We start from the raw sequence: 19,131 nt of genomic DNA, 5'->3' as shown, positions 1-19,131 counted from the left end.
AATAGTTACTCGCCTAGCTGATCAAGGTCGATATCGCCAAAGAACACCTGGTCCTCCTTGCCGAGCGCACCCGGGATGATGGAGAAGGTGTTGGAGATGCCGTCCTGAGCATCGCGGAACGGGAGCTTGGAAACCGAAGACAGCGAGGCGATGGCGCCGAGGCTATCGCGCTTGTGCATGGGGTTAGCACCCGGGGCGAAGGGCTGGCCAGCCTTGCGGCCATCAGGCGTAGAACCGGTCTTCTTGCCGTACACGACGTTGGAAGTAATGGTCAGAACCGAGGTCGTGGGCACGGAGTTGCGGTAGGTGTCGTTCATGCGGATGTACTCCATGAACTGGTGCACAACGTCGTGAGCGATCTGGTCGACGCGGTCGTCGTCGTTACCGTACTTGGGGAACTCGCCCTCGGTCTCGAAGTCGACGATGATGCCATTCTCGTCACGGACGGGGTGGACCTTGGCGTACTTGATGGCGGACAGGGAGTCAGCCACGACGGAAAGGCCAGCGATGCCCGTAGCGAACCAGCGGTGCACGTGCTTGTCGTGCAGAGCCATCTGGATACGCTCGTAGCAATACTTGTCGTGCATGTAGTGAATGATGTTCAGCGAGTTGACGTACACACCAGCGAGCCACTTCATCATGTCGTTGTACTTTGCCACAACGTCATCGTAATCGAGCGTGTCGCCCTCGACGGCGCGGTACTTGGGGCCGACCTGCTTCTTGGAGACCTCGTCAACACCGCCGTTGAGCGCGTAGAGCAGGCACTTGGCCAGGTTGGCGCGGGCGCCGAAGAACTGCATCTCCTTGCCGATGCGCATGGAGGACACGCAGCAGGCAATGCCGTAGTCATCGCCGTGGTAGACGCGCATGAGGTCGTCGTTCTCGTATTGAATCGAGGAGCTGGCGACAGAAGTCTTGGCGCAGAACTTCTTGAAGTTCTCGGGCAGACGGGTCGACCACAGAACGGTCATGTTGGGCTCGGGGCTGGTGCCCATGTTCTCGAGCGTGTGCAGGTAGCGGTAGCTCATCTTGGTAACGAGCGTACGGCCGTCGACACCCATGCCGCCGATGGACTCGGTGACCCACTGCGGATCGCCGGTAAACAGGGCCTGGTACTCGGGGGTACGGGCAAACTTGACCATGCGGAGCTTCATGATGAAGTGATCCACGAACTCCTGGATCTGCTCCTCGGTGAAGGTGCCGTTGGCAAGGTCGCGCTCAGCGTAAATGTCGATGAACGTGGAGGTACGGCCGATGGACATAGCGGCGCCGTTCTGCTCCTTGACGGCAGCGAGGTAGGCGAAGTACATCCACTGGATGGCCTCCTGCGTGTTGGTAGCAGGCTTGGAGATATCGAAACCATAGGTCTCGGCCATCATCTTGAGCTCGCCGAGGGCACGGATCTGCTCCTGCAGCTCCTCACGATCGCGGATGTTGTCGGCAGTCATGACCGTCGGGGTGGAAGCCTTCTGGGCCTCCTTGTCCTTGATCAGGTAGTCGACACCGTACAGGGCGACACGACGGTAGTCGCCGATGATGCGGCCGCGGCCATAGCCATCGGGCAGACCGGTGATGATGTGGGCCGAACGGCAAGCGCGCATCTCGGGGGTGTAGACATCGAAGACGCCCGCGTTGTGGGTCTTGCGCTCGAAGGTGTAGCGCTCGACAACGTTCTCGTCGATCTTGTAGCCGTGCTGGCTAGCAGCCTGGCAAGCGATGCGGATACCGCCGTTGACGTGCAACGCGCGCTTGAGCGGCTTGTCGGTCTGGAGGCCGACGATGGTCTCCTTCTCACGATGGGCGTTATCGATGTAGCCAGCGGGATGGCTCACGATACCCGTGACGGTCTTGGTGTCCATATCGAGGACGCCGCCCTGCTCGCGCTCCTTGAGCAGCAGGTCGAGAACCTCGCCCCACAGCTCCTTGGTACGCTCGGTCGGGCCGGCGAGGAACGACTCGTCGCCCTCGTAGGGGGTGTAGTTCTTCTGGATGAAGTCTCGGACGTCAACCTCTCCCGTCCAGATGCCTTCCTTGAAGCCTTCCCATGCCTCCTGCATTGTGTAACCACGCTCCTAGTTACGTATTATGCGGCGCTCTCACACCGCTGCTTATTGAATTCTTGAATATTCGACCTGCATGACCGGCTTCATTCGCCTTTCATCGCGCGTTAGCGCAGGGAAAAACGTTTATTCACCTTGGTCTTGCAACCCTAAACCCAAGATTTCACCCGTCTGTGAAGGATAACATAGCCACCCCCTTCATCAGGGCTGTTATATGTTCCTTTTTTTATACCATTAGTCCTTTTTTGACAAATCCGCAGGAAACGCACGCGTCATCAGCTACCGTTCACCGAATTGTTTGATATTTCCCCTTGCCTTTATACGTCCTTCACTCTAGCTGTTATGCCAGCTTTAGCAGGGTAAAGTGTCCTAGAGACCCTTCAGAAACTGAAGGGCGGCCACGGGATTTTCCCCGCGGCCGCCCTGTGGCGTGGCTAGTTTTTTAGCTTTGATTGCCGCTTGGCATTAAGCGGCTGAGGCGGCGCTGCCGGTCGCTGCCTTGCTGTTGCTCTGCTGGCCCTGAAAATGCTTGTAGCACCAGCTGGTGACCAGCGGGGTCAAAATGGCCGTCACGATAGCGCAGGCTGCAACCTGAGCCGTAGCCGTCGCGAGCACCGCACCGCCGTACATGGCCTCGTTGACGCTAGCCATGGCAGCAGGCGTGGCCACATTGGCTCCGGCGCAGCTGGAGATTGCCGCACCTGCGACACCGGTGCCACCGGTAAGCTTATCGACCGCAACAACGGGGACAGCGAAGACCACCGAGCAGATCACGCCGAGCAGAATGCCGGGAAGACCGCCGTTGATAAGCTGACCAAAAGTCATGGTCGAGCCCATGGCAAAGAAGACGAGCACGATGATGGCGGAAAGTGCCGGTGCCATCATCTTCTTAAAGCTCGGGAAGAGGTTACCCAGAATAATGCCGACGACGATCGGCAGGATGGCGCCCACGAGCGACCAGCCGATCGGAGCCTGGCCGGCGGCGCCGAGCACGATCATCGTGACCGGAGGGCCGACAACCAGCGTAGTGATGGCGACGGCGCCACGCTCGGCCTCGTTGCCCATGGTGCCCATCAATCCAGCGTACATAGCGTTGTTGGCACCCGTGCAAGCGGCCAGCATCACCATGGCCGAGATGCCAAACAGGTTGTCGTTGAACACATAAAGGATGAGCAGCGACACGGCGACAACCACGATCTGCTTGACGGCAATGATAATGGCACCGCGGGCAGCGGCAGCAGGAGCGCTCTTAAACGAAATCGTCGCACCGACGATGAGCAAAAAAGCGCCCACAAGCGGGCCGGCGCCCTGCTGGGTCATACCGAGCGTAAAGCTGCCGAGCGTTTTAAACAGGTCGGGGAACAGCGTGTTGAGCAGGCAACCCAAAAAAAGCGGCACCAGGATATTGGCGCCCGGGATGGAGGACATCTTAAAGAACGGCTCTTTTGTTGCCGGCGCCTCCACCGCAGTCGATTCACTCATTTATATCTCCTTTTGATGCGTGTGACACGCGGCCACACGCTCCTGAGTCAGAAAGAAGGCGACGGTCCCGAGTCGCAGGAGCCGTCGCCGAATTATCGCCGCGGGGTATTACCCGTCCAGGACGATGCCGCCGTCGCAGTCGCCGATCTCGCCGTTCACGAAGCTGGCGAGGTCGGAAGCAAAGAACAGCACCATCTGTGCAGGCTCGCTAGCCTGGGCAGCGCGGCCCAGGGGAATACCGTTGATGATGCGCTGAGAGTTCTCATCAGAGAGAATCGAGGTCATGTCGGTAAGGGTAAGCGACGGGCACACGGCGTTGCAGCGGATGCCGAACTTGCCGCCTTCCTTGGCGACCGCCTTGGTTAGGCCGTTGACGCCGGCCTTGGAGCTTGCGTAGGCAGCAGTGCCGAGCAGGCCGCCGCCGATCTTGCCGGCCACGGAGCTCACGTTGACGATGGTGCCGGCGTGGGCCATCTTAAAGTGCGGGTACACGGCATTCATCATGGTAAAGGTGCCGTTGAGGTTGATGTCGATGGTGCGGCGCCACTCGGTGTCGTCGATCTCGTCGAACTTCTTGGTGCTGATGACACCGGCGCAGTTGATCAGAATGTTGGTCTGGGGCAGGTCCGCGAAGATCTGCTCGACGGTCTCGCGCGCCTTGGACGCATCGGCGACATCGAGCTGGTAGAACTTGTTGCCCTCTCCAAGCTCGGCCACCGCGGCCTCGCCCTTGGCAGCGTTCCTTGCGATGAGCGCGACGTGTCCGCCGCCCGCAACGATACCCTTGGCAATCTCGAGGCCAATGCCCTGAGTGCCGCCGGTAACGATCGCGGTTTTGCCCGTGAAGTCAAATGCCATGACTCCAACCCCCTTGATTCAGGTGTCTCCTTGCGGGAAGTTGGAGCATCGCGCGTGGCGTTACTTGAATCCCAATCGTCATGGTGGTGACAACCCCTCGCCCAACCGCGTGCATGATAATTCTTTGAAACGCTTCATCAATTGAATGATTTTAAGTCTTTATGCGCTCTTTATATTGCTCACCGCATGAGGCCCGCGTATGTGGGTATCATCTTCCACCGAAAATAGTTTCTAATGTTAGGGGTTTTCGGTGGAAGATACCGATTTCCATGAGCTTGGGCGTCGGCTCTTTACCGAGTTTGGCAGCATTCACCAGCGCATTTCGCGCTTTGCCGACCAGGCCCTGAGCGGCGAAATGGCCGTCATGCGCGCCCTCATGCTCGCTGGTGGTTCGCTCACACCGAGCGAACTCGCTGATCGTGCCTGGGTCTCGAGCGCCCGCATCGCCAATATCCTGCGCGCTCTCGAAGCCAAGGGCTGGGTCGAGCGCGAGCACTCAAAGACCGACCGTCGTCGCGTACACGTCACGGTGACCGACAAGGGATTCCAGGATCTCGAAATCAAACGTCGGGAATTCGAGAACCGCACCGCGGCTTTCCTCGAGCAGCTCGGCGAAACAGATACCCAAGAGATGGTGCGCCTTCTTAGACGCGCCAACGAAATTATCGACCGCAATCAAGAAAGGAGAGATGCCGAGTGAGGATTCTCAAGCTCTTTAAAGAGCATATTCTGGCACTGTTCACAGCTATCGTACTTATCGTAATCAGCTGCAATGCCGACCTAGCGCTACCTACGTATATGAGTGACATCGTCGATGTGGGCGTGCAGCAAGGCGGCATCGCCTCGCCCGTACCCGACACCATTCGCGCCGAATCGCTCGATGACCTCAAGCTCTTTATGAGCGCCAAGGATGCCAAGGCTGTGGAGGCCGTGTTTAGCAAGGCGAACAAGAACGGCATTCGAACGTACAAGGGAACAGAGGAAGAGCGCGCCGATGGCGGCAAGATTGCTGACATTATGAGCCTGCCCGAGACCGTCGTCCTTTCGCTCAACCAGGGCATCGATGCCAGCTCCATGGGCGACATGATGGGCACGTCCAGTGAGAAAGATAACAGCGCCGCCCAGGCCATGCCCACGCCCGAGCAAATGGCAGCGATGACGCCCGAGCAGCTCGCCGAAATGCAGCAGAAGGCCGCAGCGGCACAGAACATGCAAAAGCAGATTGATGCCGACGGCGGTAAGATCACCATGAAGAGCCTACGTCTGGGCATCGAGGGCGGTCTGGTAGACCAAAGCAAGCTCGTCGAAGGTGCCAACGAGATGGCGGACAAAATGGGCTCCATGTCGGGTTCCATCGTCACGCAGCGCGCCGTGACCTACGTGCAGGACGAGTACAAGGCACAGGGTATCGACCCCGCCGACGTGCAGAACTCCTACCTGGGCCGTATGGCGACCACGATGTTTGGCCTGTGCTTGGTGTCGCTTGTCGCCACCATCCTGACCGGCGCCGTGGCCTCGCGCACTGCTTGCTCCATCGCCCGCGACCTGCGCCGCGAGACCTTCAACAAGGTCATGCACTTTTCGCCGGCCGAGGTGGGCAAGTTTAGCCAGGCCTCGCTCATCACCCGCTGCACCAACGACATTCAGCAGATCCAGATGGCGGCGACCCTGTTCATCCGCATGTGCCTCATGGCGCCCGTCATGGGCATCGTCGCGGTCATGCGCGTCCTGGCCAACCACACCGGCCTGGAATGGACCATCGCCGTGGCCATCATCGCGGTCTCGGCCGTCGTCGGCGTGCTCATGGGCCTCACCATGCCCAAGTTCAAAAAGATGCAGAGCTTTGTGGACCGCGTGAACCTTACCGCGCGCGAGCTGCTCGACGGCCTTATGCCCATCCGCTCGTTTAACCGCGAGGAGCACGAGCTCGAGCGTTTTGACAAGGCATCACTCGATCTGATGACCACGCAGCTCTACACCAACCGCGCCATGAGCTTTATGATGCCGCTCATGATGCTCGTCATGAACTGCATCACCGTGCTTATCGTCTGGTTTGGCGCACAAGGCGTGTCCGACGGCGTGATGCAGGTCGGCAACATGATGGCGTTTATCTCCTACACCATGCAGATCGTCATGGCGTTTATGATCCTCACCATGGTTTCGGTCATCCTGCCCCGCGCCGAGGTCGCAGCCGAGCGCGTGGAAGAGGTCATCACCTGCCCCACAAGCATCAACGACCCCGTCTCGCCCAAGCTGCCCGCGGCAAGCGCGCCGCGCGGTGAGCTCACCTTCCGCGACGTGAGCTTCCAGTACCCCGATGCCCGCGCCGATGTCATCAGCGGCGTGAACTTCACCACGCACGCCGGCCAGATGCTCGGCATCATTGGCTCCACGGGCTCGGGCAAGTCCACGCTCGTGCAGCTGATTCCGCGCCTGTACGACGTGACGGGCGGCAGCATTTCGCTCGACGGTATCGACGTGCGCGATATGACCCTTTCCGAGCTGCGCCGTCGCATCGGTTACATCCCGCAGCAGGGTCGTCTGTTCTCGGGCACCGTCGAGAGCAACCTCAAGTTTGCCGGCGATATGGTGAGTGACGAGGATATGCGCCAGGCCGCATGCATCGCCCAGGCCGAGGACTTTATCGCCGAGCGCGAGGGCGGTTACGACTCCCCCATCAGCCAGGGCGGCTCCAATGTCTCGGGCGGTCAGCGCCAGCGTCTGGCCATCGCCCGCGCATTGGCCAAAAAGCCCGAGGTTGTGGTGTTCGATGACTCGTTTAGTGCCCTCGACTACAAGACCGACGCGCGCCTGCGCGAGGAGCTGGCCAAAAACGTTACCGACGCCGCGCTCGTGGTCGTGGCCCAGCGCATCGCGACTATCATGCACGCCGACCAGATTATCGTGCTCGACGACGGTCACGTGGTGGGCACCGGTACGCACGAGGAGCTGCTGCACAGCTGCCCGGCGTACCTGGAGATCGCACAGTCGCAGCTTTCCGCCGAAGAGCTGGGGCTTACCCAAGAAGAAATTGCAGCCGTCACGGAAGGAGGCGAGCGCTAATGGCAGACGAGACCAAGACTCAGATTCCCAAGCCCACCCGCCAGCGTGGTCCCATGGGCCGCATGGGCGGTATGCGTCGCGGCGAAAAGGCCAAGGACTTTAAGGGCACCATGAAGCAGCTGCTCGGCTATATCGGCCAACACAAGGTTGCCGTGTTTGCCGCCGTCGCCTTTGCCGTGTGCTCGGTCATCTTTAACATTGTGGGGCCCAAGGTGCTCGGCCAGGTTACGACCAAGCTGTTCGAAGGCCTGGTTGCCAAGGTCAACGGTACCGGCGATGTCGACTTTAACTGGATCGCCAAGACGCTCGGCTTTTTGCTCTGCCTGTACCTGGCGAGCTCTGCCTGCAGCCTGATCCAGGGCTGGCTCATGACCGGCGTTACGCAAAAGATCTGCTACCGCATGCGCAAGGAGATCGCCGCCAAGATCGCCGTCGTACCGATGAGCTACTTCAACGGCCACAGCAAGGGCGACGTGCTCAGCCGCATTACCAACGACGTCGATACGCTCGGCCAGTCGCTCAACCAGAGCGTGACGCAGCTCATCACGTCCATCACGCAGATTATCGGCGTGCTCGTCATGATGCTGTCGATCAGCCTGCCGCTCACCGGCGTCACCGTGCTCACGCTGCCGGCCGCCGCGATTATCTTGATGGTGATGATTCACTTCTCGCAGCCGTACTTCCGCGAGCAGCAGCAGGTCCTGGGCACCGTCAACGGCATTATCGAGGAGGACTTTGCCGGCCAGAACGTCATTCAGGTGTTCGACCGCGCCGAGGCCTCAATCGAGGAGTTCGATAAGGAGAACGACCGTCTCTTTATTAGCGGCTGGCGCTCGCAGTTCCTGTCGGGCCTGATGATGCCGCTTATGAGCTTGGTGGGCAACATGGGCTACGTGGGCGTTGTCGTGGTAGGCGCACAGCTCGCACTGACCGGCAATGCCACGCCCGGTGACATCCAGAGCTTTATCCAGTACGTGCGCAACTTTACGCAACCCGTGCAGCAGCTGGGCAACGTGAGTAACACGATGCAGTCGATGGCCGCCGCCACCGAGCGCGTCTTTGAGTTCTTGGCAGCGCCCGAGGAGGAGCAGAAGGTCGACGCACAGATCCCCGAGAAGCGCCCTGGCCACGTGGAGTTTGACCATGTCAAGTTTGGCTACACGCCGGACAAGACCATCATCCACGACTTTAGCTGCGAGGCGCAGCCCGGCCAGACCATCGCCATCGTCGGTCCCACCGGCGCTGGAAAGACCACGCTCATCAAGCTGCTGCAGCGTTTCTACGATGTGGACGACGGTTCGCTACGCGTCGAGGGCATCGACGTGCGCGACTGGGACCGCGCGGCACTTCGCGGCGAGTTTGCCATGGTGCTGCAGGATACCTGGCTGTTTAACGGCACCATCCGCGAGAACATCCGCTACGGACGCCCCGACGCGAGCGATGCCGAGGTCGAGGCAGCTGCACGCGCAGCGCGCTGCGATCACTTTATCCATACGCTCGCCGGCGGCTACGACTTTATGATCAATGAGGAAGGCACGAACCTGTCGCAGGGCCAGCGCCAGCTCGTGACCATCGCTCGCGCCATTTTGGCCGACCGCCCGGCGCTGATTCTGGACGAGGCGACCTCCAACGTGGATACCCGCACCGAGGAGCTCATTCAGCGCGCCATGGATGCGCTGATGCAGGGCCGCACCAGCTTTGTCATCGCGCACCGCCTGTCCACGATCCGCAACGCCGACGTGATCTTGGTAATTCGCGACGGCGACATCGTCGAGAAGGGCACGCACGATGAGCTGCTCGCCCAAGGCGGCTTCTACGCCGACCTGTACAACTCGCAGTTCGACGAAGCGGCGTAAATTCTGCCGCAGGGAACGAATAACGCCCGAGAACGGGGGCGCAGGACAACCTGCGCCCCCGTTTTGTGTCCTTTGGGCCTCGAAACGCCTCCCCTGGAACCTGATTGACGCTCTCCCTCAAGACCCCGTGGGCAAAAAATGGCAAATATGAGTACTGTCACCTTTTTAGTAACAGCCAAAACTGCCCCAAACGACGTCTTTGCGGCCTAGATATGCCTTCAAATTGATCAAAACGCCCGGTAGCATGCTTCTGCGTGCCAACGTTAATGAACATATCTACTGTTGTGTCTAATATCTTATAAGGTCGATATGATACTAAGCTAGCAACAGTACTCATATTTGCCATTTTTTGTCCACGGGGTATGCCACAGAAGATCCAACTTGCTCCAGCATGTCGTACGCCGGCCCCCCCTTCCGGCGAGTGCCGACATTTCCCCAGATAAAACCGACCGAAATAAACCTGTCCCTTTTCGGTAGGTTTCGCTTGCACTTTAGCGTGCGACAGCGGATAATGCCGAGCATTCGAGAATTCGCCAATTGTTGCCGTTAATTGATAAAGGAGGCCCCGTATGGCCATGGAATTCAAACGCAGGCTGCCGATCCCCATGGAGATCCGCGAGGAAATGCCGCTTTCCGCCGAGCTTACTGCCAAGAAGCAGGCATTCGATGCCGAGGTCGCCAAGGTCTTTGCCGGCGAGGACGCACGCAAGGTGCTCATCATTGGCCCGTGCTCTGCCGATCGCGAGGACTCGGTGCTCGAGTACATGAACCGCCTGGCCAAAACCGCCGAGGACGTCAAGGACAAGCTCATCATCATCCCGCGTGTTTACACCAACAAGCCGCGCACCAAGGGCACCGGCTACAAGGGCCTGCTGCACAACCCCGACCCCGAGGCGCCCGATGACCTGCTCGAAGGCGTTAAGGCCATCCGCCACATGCACCTGCGTGTCATCGAGGAGACCGGCTTCTTTACCGCCGATGAGATGCTCTACCCGTCGAACTACCAGTACCTCATCGACCTGCTGAGCTATGTCGCCGTGGGTGCGCGCTCGGTTGAGAACCAGGAGCATCGCCTGGTATCGAGCGGCATTTCGGTGCCTGTGGGCATGAAGAACCCCACCGCCGGCTCTACCACCGTAATGCTCAACTCCATTTACGCCGCGCAGGCGCACCAGAGCTTCATCTTCCGTAACTGGGAAGTCGAGTGCGATGGCAACCCGCTCGCACACGCCGTCATGCGTGGCTACATCGGTCTCGACGGTCGCACCTACCCCAACTACCACTACGAGCACCTCGAGCGCTTGGCTGAGCGCTACACCGAGCATGCCGGCTATGCCAACCCGGCGGCGGTCATCGACTGCAACCACGACAACTCAGGTAAGCGCCCGCTGGAGCAGTACCGCATCTGCAAGGAGGTGCTCGACAGCTGCCGCCGCAACGAGTCCATCTCCAAGCTGGTCAAGGGCTTTATGATCGAGTCCTACCTTGAGGACGGCAACCAGCCGGTTGACGGCGGCGTCTTTGGCAAGTCGATTACCGACCCGTGCCTGGGCTGGGAAAAGACCGACTACCTCATCCACGAGATCGCGGAGCGTGTTTAGTTACGCGGGCCGCATTTGAGACAATCTGACGTTCAACTTCAAGGGCGCGACCAGAAGGTCAGCGCCCTTTCGTTTCACGTCACCTTGTCTCAAATGCGACCCGCTCGCTGTCCGTCCTCTACCTGCGGCGTTGCCTTGCTCCGGATGCGGCAGTTGGGGACGTTCCTTTCCTGCCGGCAGTCTGGGACATTCCTTGGGGTAGTCGTTGGGGACGCTCTTGTTTGACTAGTCGTTTAAGAACGTCCCCAATGACTATCCTCGTGATCCCTTTTCCTCCGCCCCCGAAGGATCGGGGCTCGTCTGCCGAATGGTTGCTGCAGCGGCGGTGCGCCCATGTCACACTCAAAGGTGGCCTGACCCTACCTGGAAGGAGCCCCATGAGCCTTGACAACGTAACCCTGCGCGCCGCGACCCTCGACGACCTTGCCGGCATCGCCGCCATCTACAACCAGCTGTGGTGCAACACGCTACGCAACCGCGGCGACGTCGAAGCTGCCGATTTCTGCGCGCGCTTCAACATCGCTATGCAGCTGCAGCGCTCCCCCATCGCGCTTGTCGCCGAGGCCGAGGGCCGCATTATCGCCGCCTGCTGCATCGGCATCTTCGAGGACGGCAAGCCGCGCACCAATCCCGCATGGGAGCCCTCCTACGACGAGATGCTCGCCCAGGCAACCGAGATGGCAAAGACCGCCGATGCCAAACTCGAGGGCTCGCTCTTTGGCGACAGTCGCGAAAAGGCCACGGCCGACCGCTTTGCCGCCACGGGCAACGAGTATGCCCAGGGCCAGCTCAACCTGATCATCATTGTGCCCGAGTGGCAGGGCAAGGGACTCGGCCGCGCGCTCATCGACCTTGCGCGCGCCGAGCTCGGCAAGACAGGCTGCACCAAATTCTTCCTGATGAGCGACTGCAACTCTGACTGGCAGTTCTACGAGCACCTCAACATGAAGCGCATCCTGGAGGATCACAGCCAAGACACCGGCGATGGCTTTATCGTCTACATGTACGGAGGCGACACGCAGGATTAGCCTGAGTGCCGCCTCATGGCTTTCTCCAAAACAGCCCAAACCAATCAGCCACGCCAAAAGGGACATGCCAAAAAGGGACAGGTTTATTTTGGCAGGTTTTATCTGGGCAAACGCCAACCGCCGCGAGGAAGTTGCCTTCCCTCGCGGCGGTCTTCTAACAGCCAAAACCAAGTGAGTAGACTTTTTGCAGGAGGCCGAGCACACCCCAAATCGCCACAGCGCTGACCTGCGGTTTTATTGAGCACTTGTCGTGATGTGCTCGGCAGATCCAAAAAAGCCTACTCACTTGGTTTTGAGGCGCTCCAGATAGGCAAAAAAACGCCGCGAAAGGGGTCCGATCCTCTTCGCGGCGGTTGTTCGCGCTGGTTTTGAGGCGGTTTTGCTTGCTTGCTACTCGCTGTAGCGGGCAGCGATGGCAGTTCGCACCATGCCGGCGCTCATAAGGCAGGCCCCCGACGACTACAGCAGCACACGCCATAATCTGACAGTATCATTTGCCATAATCTGACAGTATCATTTGCCATAATCTTGCAGTAGTGTTTTCCATAATCTAATAGTAGCCCAGTTCAGAGGCGTTATTGGATGGTAACCTATAACCGTTTTAGAACGTCCCCAACGACTGCCTGGGAGCGATAACAGGTATTATCTGGTCAAACCCCAAATCCACCACAAAGGTGCCTGTCCCCTTTGTGGTGGTTTGGAGCTCTCCGCGGCGGGATGTTAGACTTGCGGCGTACACATTCGCGCTAAAACACGGGTCGCATGCAGGAAAGGAGATGCCATGGCGCCTATCGCACTGCTCAAAATACTCGTTGCCCCTGCCGCCAAGGCCATCGTCCACCTGAGCGACTCACTTACCTACAATGACGTCCCCTGTGTCGTCGAGGAGCGTTCGGACAGCTGCCCCTACCTGGGCCACGTCCCCTACTTTGCGCCTAAGCTCGTTTCCGATCCCGAGCACCGCGAACAGTAATCCAAGATGCACCAAGCGCTGCGCAACTCGCGGCGCTTACTGTTTTGGTGCAAAGTAACCTGACCCCCGTGCACCAACGCCGGGATTGTCGACGCTTCGGCCGCGGCGCGATATGAGGCGCGAAACCTCGCCCAGCAACACACCAATCACCACGCCCACGAGGATCGGCAACTTTGCCATCTCGGCAGGTGAGCTGTTGAGCGGCACAATCGTAGCAACAATCGAAAGCACGAGCTCCACCACGGGAATCGCAAGCGCCACCGCAAGCACCTTGCCCTCGAAAGGCGCACGGAACACACGCGAGCGATTATCGTGCTTGCGCAGGCGCCAAAACGCTGGGAACATCGGGATATAGCTCATGAGCAGAAAGACGACGTTCATCGAGAAGAAGACCCAAAAGACGTCGGAACCCTCACCCAGCGGAATCTGGAGCAGCAGCACCAGGCTGGCAAAACAGCCGTTAATGAGCGTCGAGCCGTTGGGCATGCCGGTCTTTTTGGACACCAACGCAAAGGGACGCGGCATGTTGCCATGGCGCGCGGCATAGCTCGCTACGTTGTTGACGCCAAAGCTCCAGCAGATCATATTGGCGAACAGCGTCACCAAAAAGGCCACGCCCACGACCATCGTCAGCGGGTGGGTGCGCCCCACCATAGCGGCGACTGCGTCCACAATGCCCGAATCGAGTGAAAGCTGCTCGGTGGGAACCGCGGCTCCAATGCCAATGCCGCAAATGATGTAAATTGCCGCAATGGCCACGCCACCGGCAATAACCGCCTTGGGGATATCGCGCGACGGGTTCTTCATCGTGCTGGCAAAGGTCGCGACCACTTCGAAGCCCATAAAGTTGAACAGGATAATCGATAGATACGTCAACGAATTGGTGTCGCCCAGATCTGGAATGAAGGTCTTAACCGACATGTCGTTGGCAAAGCCGTTATTGCAGGCAAACCAAATGCCGACGATTCCCACCACAGCGGTAATGAGCACCTTGATGACGGCGCCGCCGTCCATGACCCAATCGGCCTCGGCCACCGGCTGCATTGCCATGACCGTGACGCCCCACACAAAGGCAATCTCGATGGCAATTCGGATCCCGAGTGAAAACTCGATACCCCACACCGCATTAATGACACTGGGGAACATGCAGGCGATACTTGCCACCCACAGCGGAAAGTTAACCCAGTAGCACCAAGAGCAACGGGCGCCCCAACGGTCGCCCAGGCCCAAGCGAACCCAATCGTACAGGCCGCCCTCGGAATCAAACGCCGTACCCAGCTCGGCCACCACCAGACCATAGGGAAGCAAAAACGTAATGATAAGGAAGATCCACCAGAAGAACTGCACGTTGCCCATGGCAGATGCCGGAGCCGCTGCCTCGATGGTAAACACGACGCAGATAACCGAGAGGATGACCTCGAACAGGGAGAACTTTTTACCTGCCATGGCGCGCGCCCCCTACAGCAAAAAGGATGGCATCTGTACCGAAGGCGCAGCCCAAGGTAGGGTTGCAGGCCGCGTCACCGGTACAGGTGCCATCCCAAAGAGAGGAGAGGATGCAGTTGTTGGACCAACGCTCGCGGAACAGACGCGTGTAGATGACGATACGCTGGTACATAGATACTCCGATCAAAACGGCCGCGTTCGCGACCGGGAACTTTCGGCAATTGAAGACGCGTCTGACCTGGGATATCCAAGCGAACAATTGGCCTAACCCGCAAAAAATCCCAGGCCAGACGCGTATTCAATCAAAGAAAAAAGGCACTCCGATGTGGAGGCAACGGAGTGCCCAAAGAAAACCCAACCGACCAATACATAAAGCAGCAGCCCATCAATGCCCCGAGATGGGATGACACGCCACCTGTCCGATTGATCGGCTGGATTTCCGAGGTGCGGCAGATTGCCCTGAAAGAGGAGGGCATTGACCTTAAGGGTCATGCCCGACGATTGGAGGGCAAGGTGCCGTGCCTCGGGAAGACAAACAGTTACGCCGAGGGCTCCTGCTGCGTAATGCAGTGGATATTGCCGCCGCCGAAGACGACCTGCTCGGACTGAACGCCGACGCACTTGTAGACGCCCTCGCCCCAGACCTCGTCATAGATCTTCTGGAGCGTGTCAACGGCCAACTGGTCGTTCTCGTCGCCGTACTGCGGGACGATAACGCCGTGGTTGGTGACCAGGTAGTTCATGTAGGAGGCGATCAGCGGCTCGTCGGGAACGCGCGGCTCGGCGTTCTCGTCGGCGTCGATGGTGTCGCAGGAAGCCTGGTCCATGAACAGCGGGTTCACGGGCATGCAGAGCTTGTAGACCTTCATCTTGCGGCCCTTGGCGTCAACGGCGTTGGAGAGGGTCTCGTAGGCAGCGTGGCACTGCTCGTAGAACGGATACTCGGGATCGTCGGTCCAGATGCAGGCCATGACGCCCGGGGCGATGAACGTGGCGACGTCATCGATGTGGCCGTTGGTCTCCTCGGGGTCGATGCCCTCCTTGACCCAGATGACCTTCTCGACACCCAGGTAATCCTTGAGGTGCTCGTCCATGTAGGCGCGAAGCTCCTCGCTCCAGGGCTCGAACTTCTTGTGGTACTTGGGCCAGATGGACTCGGGGTCCTCTTCCTCCTCCAGAACCGCAGAGCAGGTGCGGCCCGGGGAAAGCAGGCACTGGTCGGTCACGACGAGGGTGCCCTCGCCGTCGACGGTGATGGACCCGCCCTCGAGGATCATGTCATCGGGACGATAGCGACGGCAGCCGGAGAGCTCAGCCATCTTAAGGGCGATCTGCTCGTCCTTGTCCCACGGGAAATAAAGGCCGTCGACGAGACCGCCGTAGGCGTTGAAGTGCCAGTGGTTGGCGCGCTTCTCGCCCTTGCCGTTGATGACGTAGGTGGCGGCGGTGTCGCGGAACCAGGCGTCGTCGGTGGTCATCTCGATGACGGTGACGTTCTCGTCGTTCTCGAAGACGGCCTTGCAGTTGGCGTAGTCGGCCTGGTTGGCGCACATGGTGACCGGGGTGAACTCGGCGATGGCGCGGGCGATGGCGGCATACTGCTTCTGGGCCGGCTTGGCGCCGTGGGCCCAGGTGTCGGTGCGGTGGGGCCAGCCCATCCACACGCGATCCTGCGGGGCGAACTCGGCGGGCATGAAGAAGCCGTCGGCCCTGGGGGTGGACTCGGACTCGGTGATCGTACGCATAAGATTTCCTCCAAACCGTAGCGATCGCTTGCCGCGGGCGGGTTACCCGCGGCCTAAAACCAAGAGATAGTGGGCGCCCGTCCCCCGGCAAAGGTCGGGGCGCCCGGTACCGGTTTTCACGGAGTCGCACCGGCGAGCGACGACGTAGCCAAGTGCGCGGAGACATACGCACGAAGGATACGAAAGAGAGAGGTTGGGGCGGGCGGTGGTTACCGGAGCTATCGCTCGCACCCGCCCCAGGAAATAGTGAGCAAATTTGCCGCTTTGGGCACGCCTCCAAAGAGGCCGGAGTGCCCAGAGTCGGGAGCGACAAGCCCGACGAAGCGCACGTTGGTACGCGAGGAGGGTCGGAGTCCCAGAACCGGGTGCTCTAGTTCTCCTCGGCCTCGGCGGCCTCCTCAGCGAGACGCTGGGCAGCCAGCTCGGGGGTGAGACCCTTGTACTCGGTCTCGCGGCCCTTGGCGCTGACGACGCGGACGACCTCGCCGATGAGCACGAGCGCGATGAAGATGACGATCATCGGGACCTTGTCGCCAATTTCAGCAGCGGAGAACGGCACCAGCGTTGCAACGATGGCAAGAACCAGCTCGATGCAGGGGATGGCCAGCATGACCTTCATCATGGCGCCCTTGAACGGGAACGTGAAGATGCGCTCGCGGTTGGGGTCGTTCTTGCGAAGGTTGAGGAACGCCGGGAACATCGGGATGTAGGTGAGCAGCAGGAAGACGACGGAGGTGCCAAAGAGCATCCAGAAGACACCGTTGGAGATGGCGTCGATGGGAACCAGCTGCAGGCACAGCACCAGGGAGGCAACGACGGCGTTGACCAGGTTGGCGCCGTTGGGCATATCGTCCTCAGAGACCATCGAGGCGAAGACCCTGGGCATGTTGCCGTGCTCGGCAGCGTAGCGAGCAACGGAGTTAACGCCGAAGGACCAAGCGGCCATGTTGGCGAACAGGGTGATCAGGAAGGCGATGCAGATGACCTTAAAGATCATGGAGTCGCCCACCATGGTCTGGACTGCGACAATCATGCCGTAGTCGGGGTCGATGGAATCGGCCGGCACAGCAGCGCCGATGCCGAAGCCGGCGAACAGGTAGATCACAGCGATGGACAGGCCACCGACGATGATAGCCTTGGGGATATCGCGAGCGGGATCGGCCATGTCGTCGGTCATGGTGCAGATGACCTCGAAGCCCATGAAGTTGAAGATGATGATCGACAGGTAGCCGAGAGCGTTGGTGTTGGTGAGCTCGGGCAGGAAGGTGGCGGCGGACATGTCGTTCGCAAACCCGTTCTCCATGGCATACCAGATGCCCAGGGCTCCGACGATAACCGCGACGGCGACCTTGATGATGGCGCCACCGTTGAGGACCCACTCGGAGTCGGACGCCTTGGAGCGGCCCATGAGGTAGACGACCCACACAAAGGCAAGATCGATACCCATCTTGGCGATCAAATTGAACTCGACGCCAAAGACCATGCCCAAAATGTCGGGGAACATAGTGGCCAGCGAGGCAATCCACAGCGGGTAGTTAACCCAGTAGTAGTACGAAATGCGGGCGCCCCATTTGTCGCCCAGGCCATCGCGTACCCAGTCGTAAATGCCGCCCTCGCCGTCATAGGTGGTACCGAGCTCGGCAACAACCATGCCATAAGGGAGCAGGAAGGTCAGGATCAGGAAGATCCACCAGAAGAACTGCTGGTTGCCAATGGCAGCAGCAGGAGCGGCGGCCTCGCAAACGAAGACGACGCAGATGATGGTCGAAATGACCGTCAAGAAGGAAAGCTTTTTCTTTCCGTCGCTCATGATGAGCTCCTTCGCTCAGTCTTGGACAGATCCGAGGCCCAAGGTACTAAGGCAATTGCTTAAGCCTCGGTGAGCGGGCGACAGGAGACGAGTATCCGCCGCCCGCAAACGTACTTTTAGCGGCCTTGAGGCTTAGAGCTGCTCGAGAGCCTTGAGAGCGGCGTGGAGCTCAGCCTTGGCGGAGTACTCGACACCCTCGTCGTTGAGCGGGGTGCGCTTGCCCAGGGCGGCAAGGAGAGCGCGGATGGAGTGCTTGCGGTTCTCGGCCTCAACCCAGCACAGGGAGCGCTCAGGGTCGTCCATGACCTCGTCGACGACCTCCTCGTTGCGGGTGGCCGGCAGGCAGTGCATGAACTTGGAGTTGGGGCCGGCAAAGTTCATCATGTCCATGGTGACCTGATACTTGGGATAGAACACGTCCATGTAATTCTCGCCCGAGACCTCCTCGTCGTACAGGCCATACCACACGTCGGTGTAGATGAAGTCGGCGCCCTTGATGCACTCGATGTCGTCGGAGATGACGATGGAGCCACCGGAGACCTTGCAGTTCTCCTCGGCGATGGCCATCATCTGCTTGCCGAACTCGGCGCGCTCCTCAACGGTGCCAACGTGCAGGCCGCCGTCGGGGACCTGGTGGCCCTTAGGTCCAAACTGGACAAACTTCATGCCGACCTTGGAGGCGATGAACATGAGGGAGACGCAGACCTGGGTGGCGTCACCGATGAAGGCCAGGGTGCAGTCCTCGATCTTCTTACCCTCGGGGAGGTTCTCGAGCATGGTCATGAGGTCGCCCATCTCCTGCGTGGGATGGTTGAACTCGGACATGCCATTGATGACGGGCACAGCGGAGCCCTCGGCGAGGCCGACGACGTCCTTGTGACGGTCAACGCGAGCCATCATGATGTCGAGCAGCGAGCCCATAACGCGAGCGGTGTCGCCCAGGGACTCGTGACCGCCGAGCTGGATGGTGCCAGGGCCATAGAACTGAGCATGGCCGCCGAGGTCGGTCATAGCGGTCTCGAAGGAAAGACGGGTGCGGGTGGAGACCTGCTGGAAGATCATGCCAAGGCTCTTGTTGCGGAGCAGGTGCGGATAATAACCGTCAACCTTGATGGCCTTCTTCATTGCCAGGCCAAGATCCTCGATAGCCAGGATCTGCTCTTTGGTGAAGTCATTGGTGTCGATGAAATCCTTAGGCAGTGCCATGTC

At 59.7% G+C, this 19,131-nt stretch carries 14 protein-coding genes; 6 read left to right on the top strand and 8 right to left on the bottom strand.

Annotated elements, in window-relative coordinates:
* Positions 1–5: 5 nt before the first annotated feature.
* The 3 genes from pflB to DW732_RS07305 form a co-directional block, all read right to left on the bottom strand.
* Positions 6–2,057, bottom strand: a complete 2,052-nt coding sequence (pflB, locus tag DW732_RS07315) for a formate C-acetyltransferase (RefSeq protein WP_117735726.1) — start codon at positions 2,055–2,057, stop codon at positions 6–8.
* A gap of 468 nt (positions 2,058–2,525) precedes the next feature.
* Positions 2,526–3,542, bottom strand: coding sequence for a 2-keto-3-deoxygluconate permease (locus DW732_RS07310; RefSeq protein WP_118099173.1), 1,017 nt, complete (start codon positions 3,540–3,542; stop codon positions 2,526–2,528).
* 108 nt (positions 3,543–3,650) lie between these two features.
* Positions 3,651–4,400, bottom strand: a complete 750-nt coding sequence (locus tag DW732_RS07305) for an SDR family NAD(P)-dependent oxidoreductase (RefSeq protein ID WP_118099172.1) — start codon at positions 4,398–4,400, stop codon at positions 3,651–3,653.
* A 250-nt stretch (positions 4,401–4,650) separates the two neighbouring features.
* Between DW732_RS07305 and DW732_RS07300 the strand changes: the two genes are divergently transcribed.
* The 6 genes from DW732_RS07300 to DW732_RS07275 all read left to right on the top strand — a co-directional run bounded on the left by DW732_RS07300 (position 4,651) and on the right by DW732_RS07275 (position 12,921).
* Entirely contained in the window at positions 4,651–5,100 is a 450-nt protein-coding gene (locus DW732_RS07300; RefSeq protein WP_118099171.1) for a MarR family winged helix-turn-helix transcriptional regulator, read from the top strand.
* Complete coding sequence (locus DW732_RS07295) at positions 5,097–7,463, top strand: ABC transporter ATP-binding protein (protein ID WP_118099170.1); 2,367 nt, start codon at positions 5,097–5,099, stop codon at positions 7,461–7,463. Before DW732_RS07300 ends, DW732_RS07295 begins: the two co-directional genes overlap by 4 nt.
* Positions 7,463–9,319 carry an ABC transporter ATP-binding protein gene (locus DW732_RS07290; RefSeq protein ID WP_118099169.1) on the top strand — a complete coding sequence of 619 codons (1,857 nt, stop codon included), beginning with the start codon at positions 7,463–7,465 and terminating at the stop codon, positions 9,317–9,319. The genes DW732_RS07295 and DW732_RS07290 overlap by 1 nt, the downstream gene beginning before the upstream one ends.
* A 569-nt stretch (positions 9,320–9,888) precedes the next feature.
* On the top strand, positions 9,889–10,920 hold the full coding sequence (locus tag DW732_RS07285; RefSeq protein ID WP_118099168.1) for a 3-deoxy-7-phosphoheptulonate synthase: 1,032 nt from the start codon (positions 9,889–9,891) through the stop codon (positions 10,918–10,920).
* A gap of 377 nt (positions 10,921–11,297) precedes the next feature.
* A complete protein-coding gene (locus DW732_RS07280; protein ID WP_158567377.1) occupies positions 11,298–11,948 on the top strand; it encodes a GNAT family N-acetyltransferase in 651 nt (216 codons plus the stop codon).
* A 781-nt stretch (positions 11,949–12,729) separates the two neighbouring features.
* Positions 12,730–12,921: a hypothetical protein gene (locus DW732_RS07275; protein ID WP_055252464.1), complete on the top strand. Its 192-nt coding sequence runs from the start codon at positions 12,730–12,732 to the stop codon at positions 12,919–12,921.
* A gap of 36 nt (positions 12,922–12,957) precedes the next feature.
* Here the strand turns inward: DW732_RS07275 and DW732_RS07270 are convergent, their stop codons facing one another.
* The 5 genes from DW732_RS07270 to ptcA all read right to left on the bottom strand — a co-directional run bounded on the left by DW732_RS07270 (position 12,958) and on the right by ptcA (position 19,128).
* Positions 12,958–14,367: an APC family permease gene (locus DW732_RS07270; protein ID WP_118099166.1), complete on the bottom strand. Its 1,410-nt coding sequence runs from the start codon at positions 14,365–14,367 to the stop codon at positions 12,958–12,960.
* Positions 14,357–14,539, bottom strand: coding sequence for a hypothetical protein (locus tag DW732_RS07265; RefSeq protein ID WP_055252462.1), 183 nt, complete (start codon positions 14,537–14,539; stop codon positions 14,357–14,359). The genes DW732_RS07270 and DW732_RS07265 overlap by 11 nt, the downstream gene beginning before the upstream one ends.
* A 367-nt stretch (positions 14,540–14,906) precedes the next feature.
* Positions 14,907–16,112: an agmatine deiminase family protein gene (locus DW732_RS07260; protein WP_117794095.1), complete on the bottom strand. Its 1,206-nt coding sequence runs from the start codon at positions 16,110–16,112 to the stop codon at positions 14,907–14,909.
* Between the two features lie 370 nt (positions 16,113–16,482).
* A complete protein-coding gene (locus DW732_RS07255; protein WP_118099165.1) occupies positions 16,483–17,922 on the bottom strand; it encodes an APC family permease in 1,440 nt (479 codons plus the stop codon).
* A gap of 132 nt (positions 17,923–18,054) precedes the next feature.
* Positions 18,055–19,128: a putrescine carbamoyltransferase gene (ptcA, locus tag DW732_RS07250; protein WP_055252459.1), complete on the bottom strand. Its 1,074-nt coding sequence runs from the start codon at positions 19,126–19,128 to the stop codon at positions 18,055–18,057.
* Positions 19,129–19,131 lie beyond the last annotated feature (3 nt).

Origin of the sequence: Collinsella sp. AM28-11LB (assembly GCF_003469895.1) — a bacterium.
Taxonomy (GTDB): domain Bacteria; phylum Actinomycetota; class Coriobacteriia; order Coriobacteriales; family Coriobacteriaceae; genus Collinsella.
The sequence above is the reverse complement of the archived record's forward strand: the minus strand, read 5'-3'. Positions and strand labels throughout refer to the sequence as shown.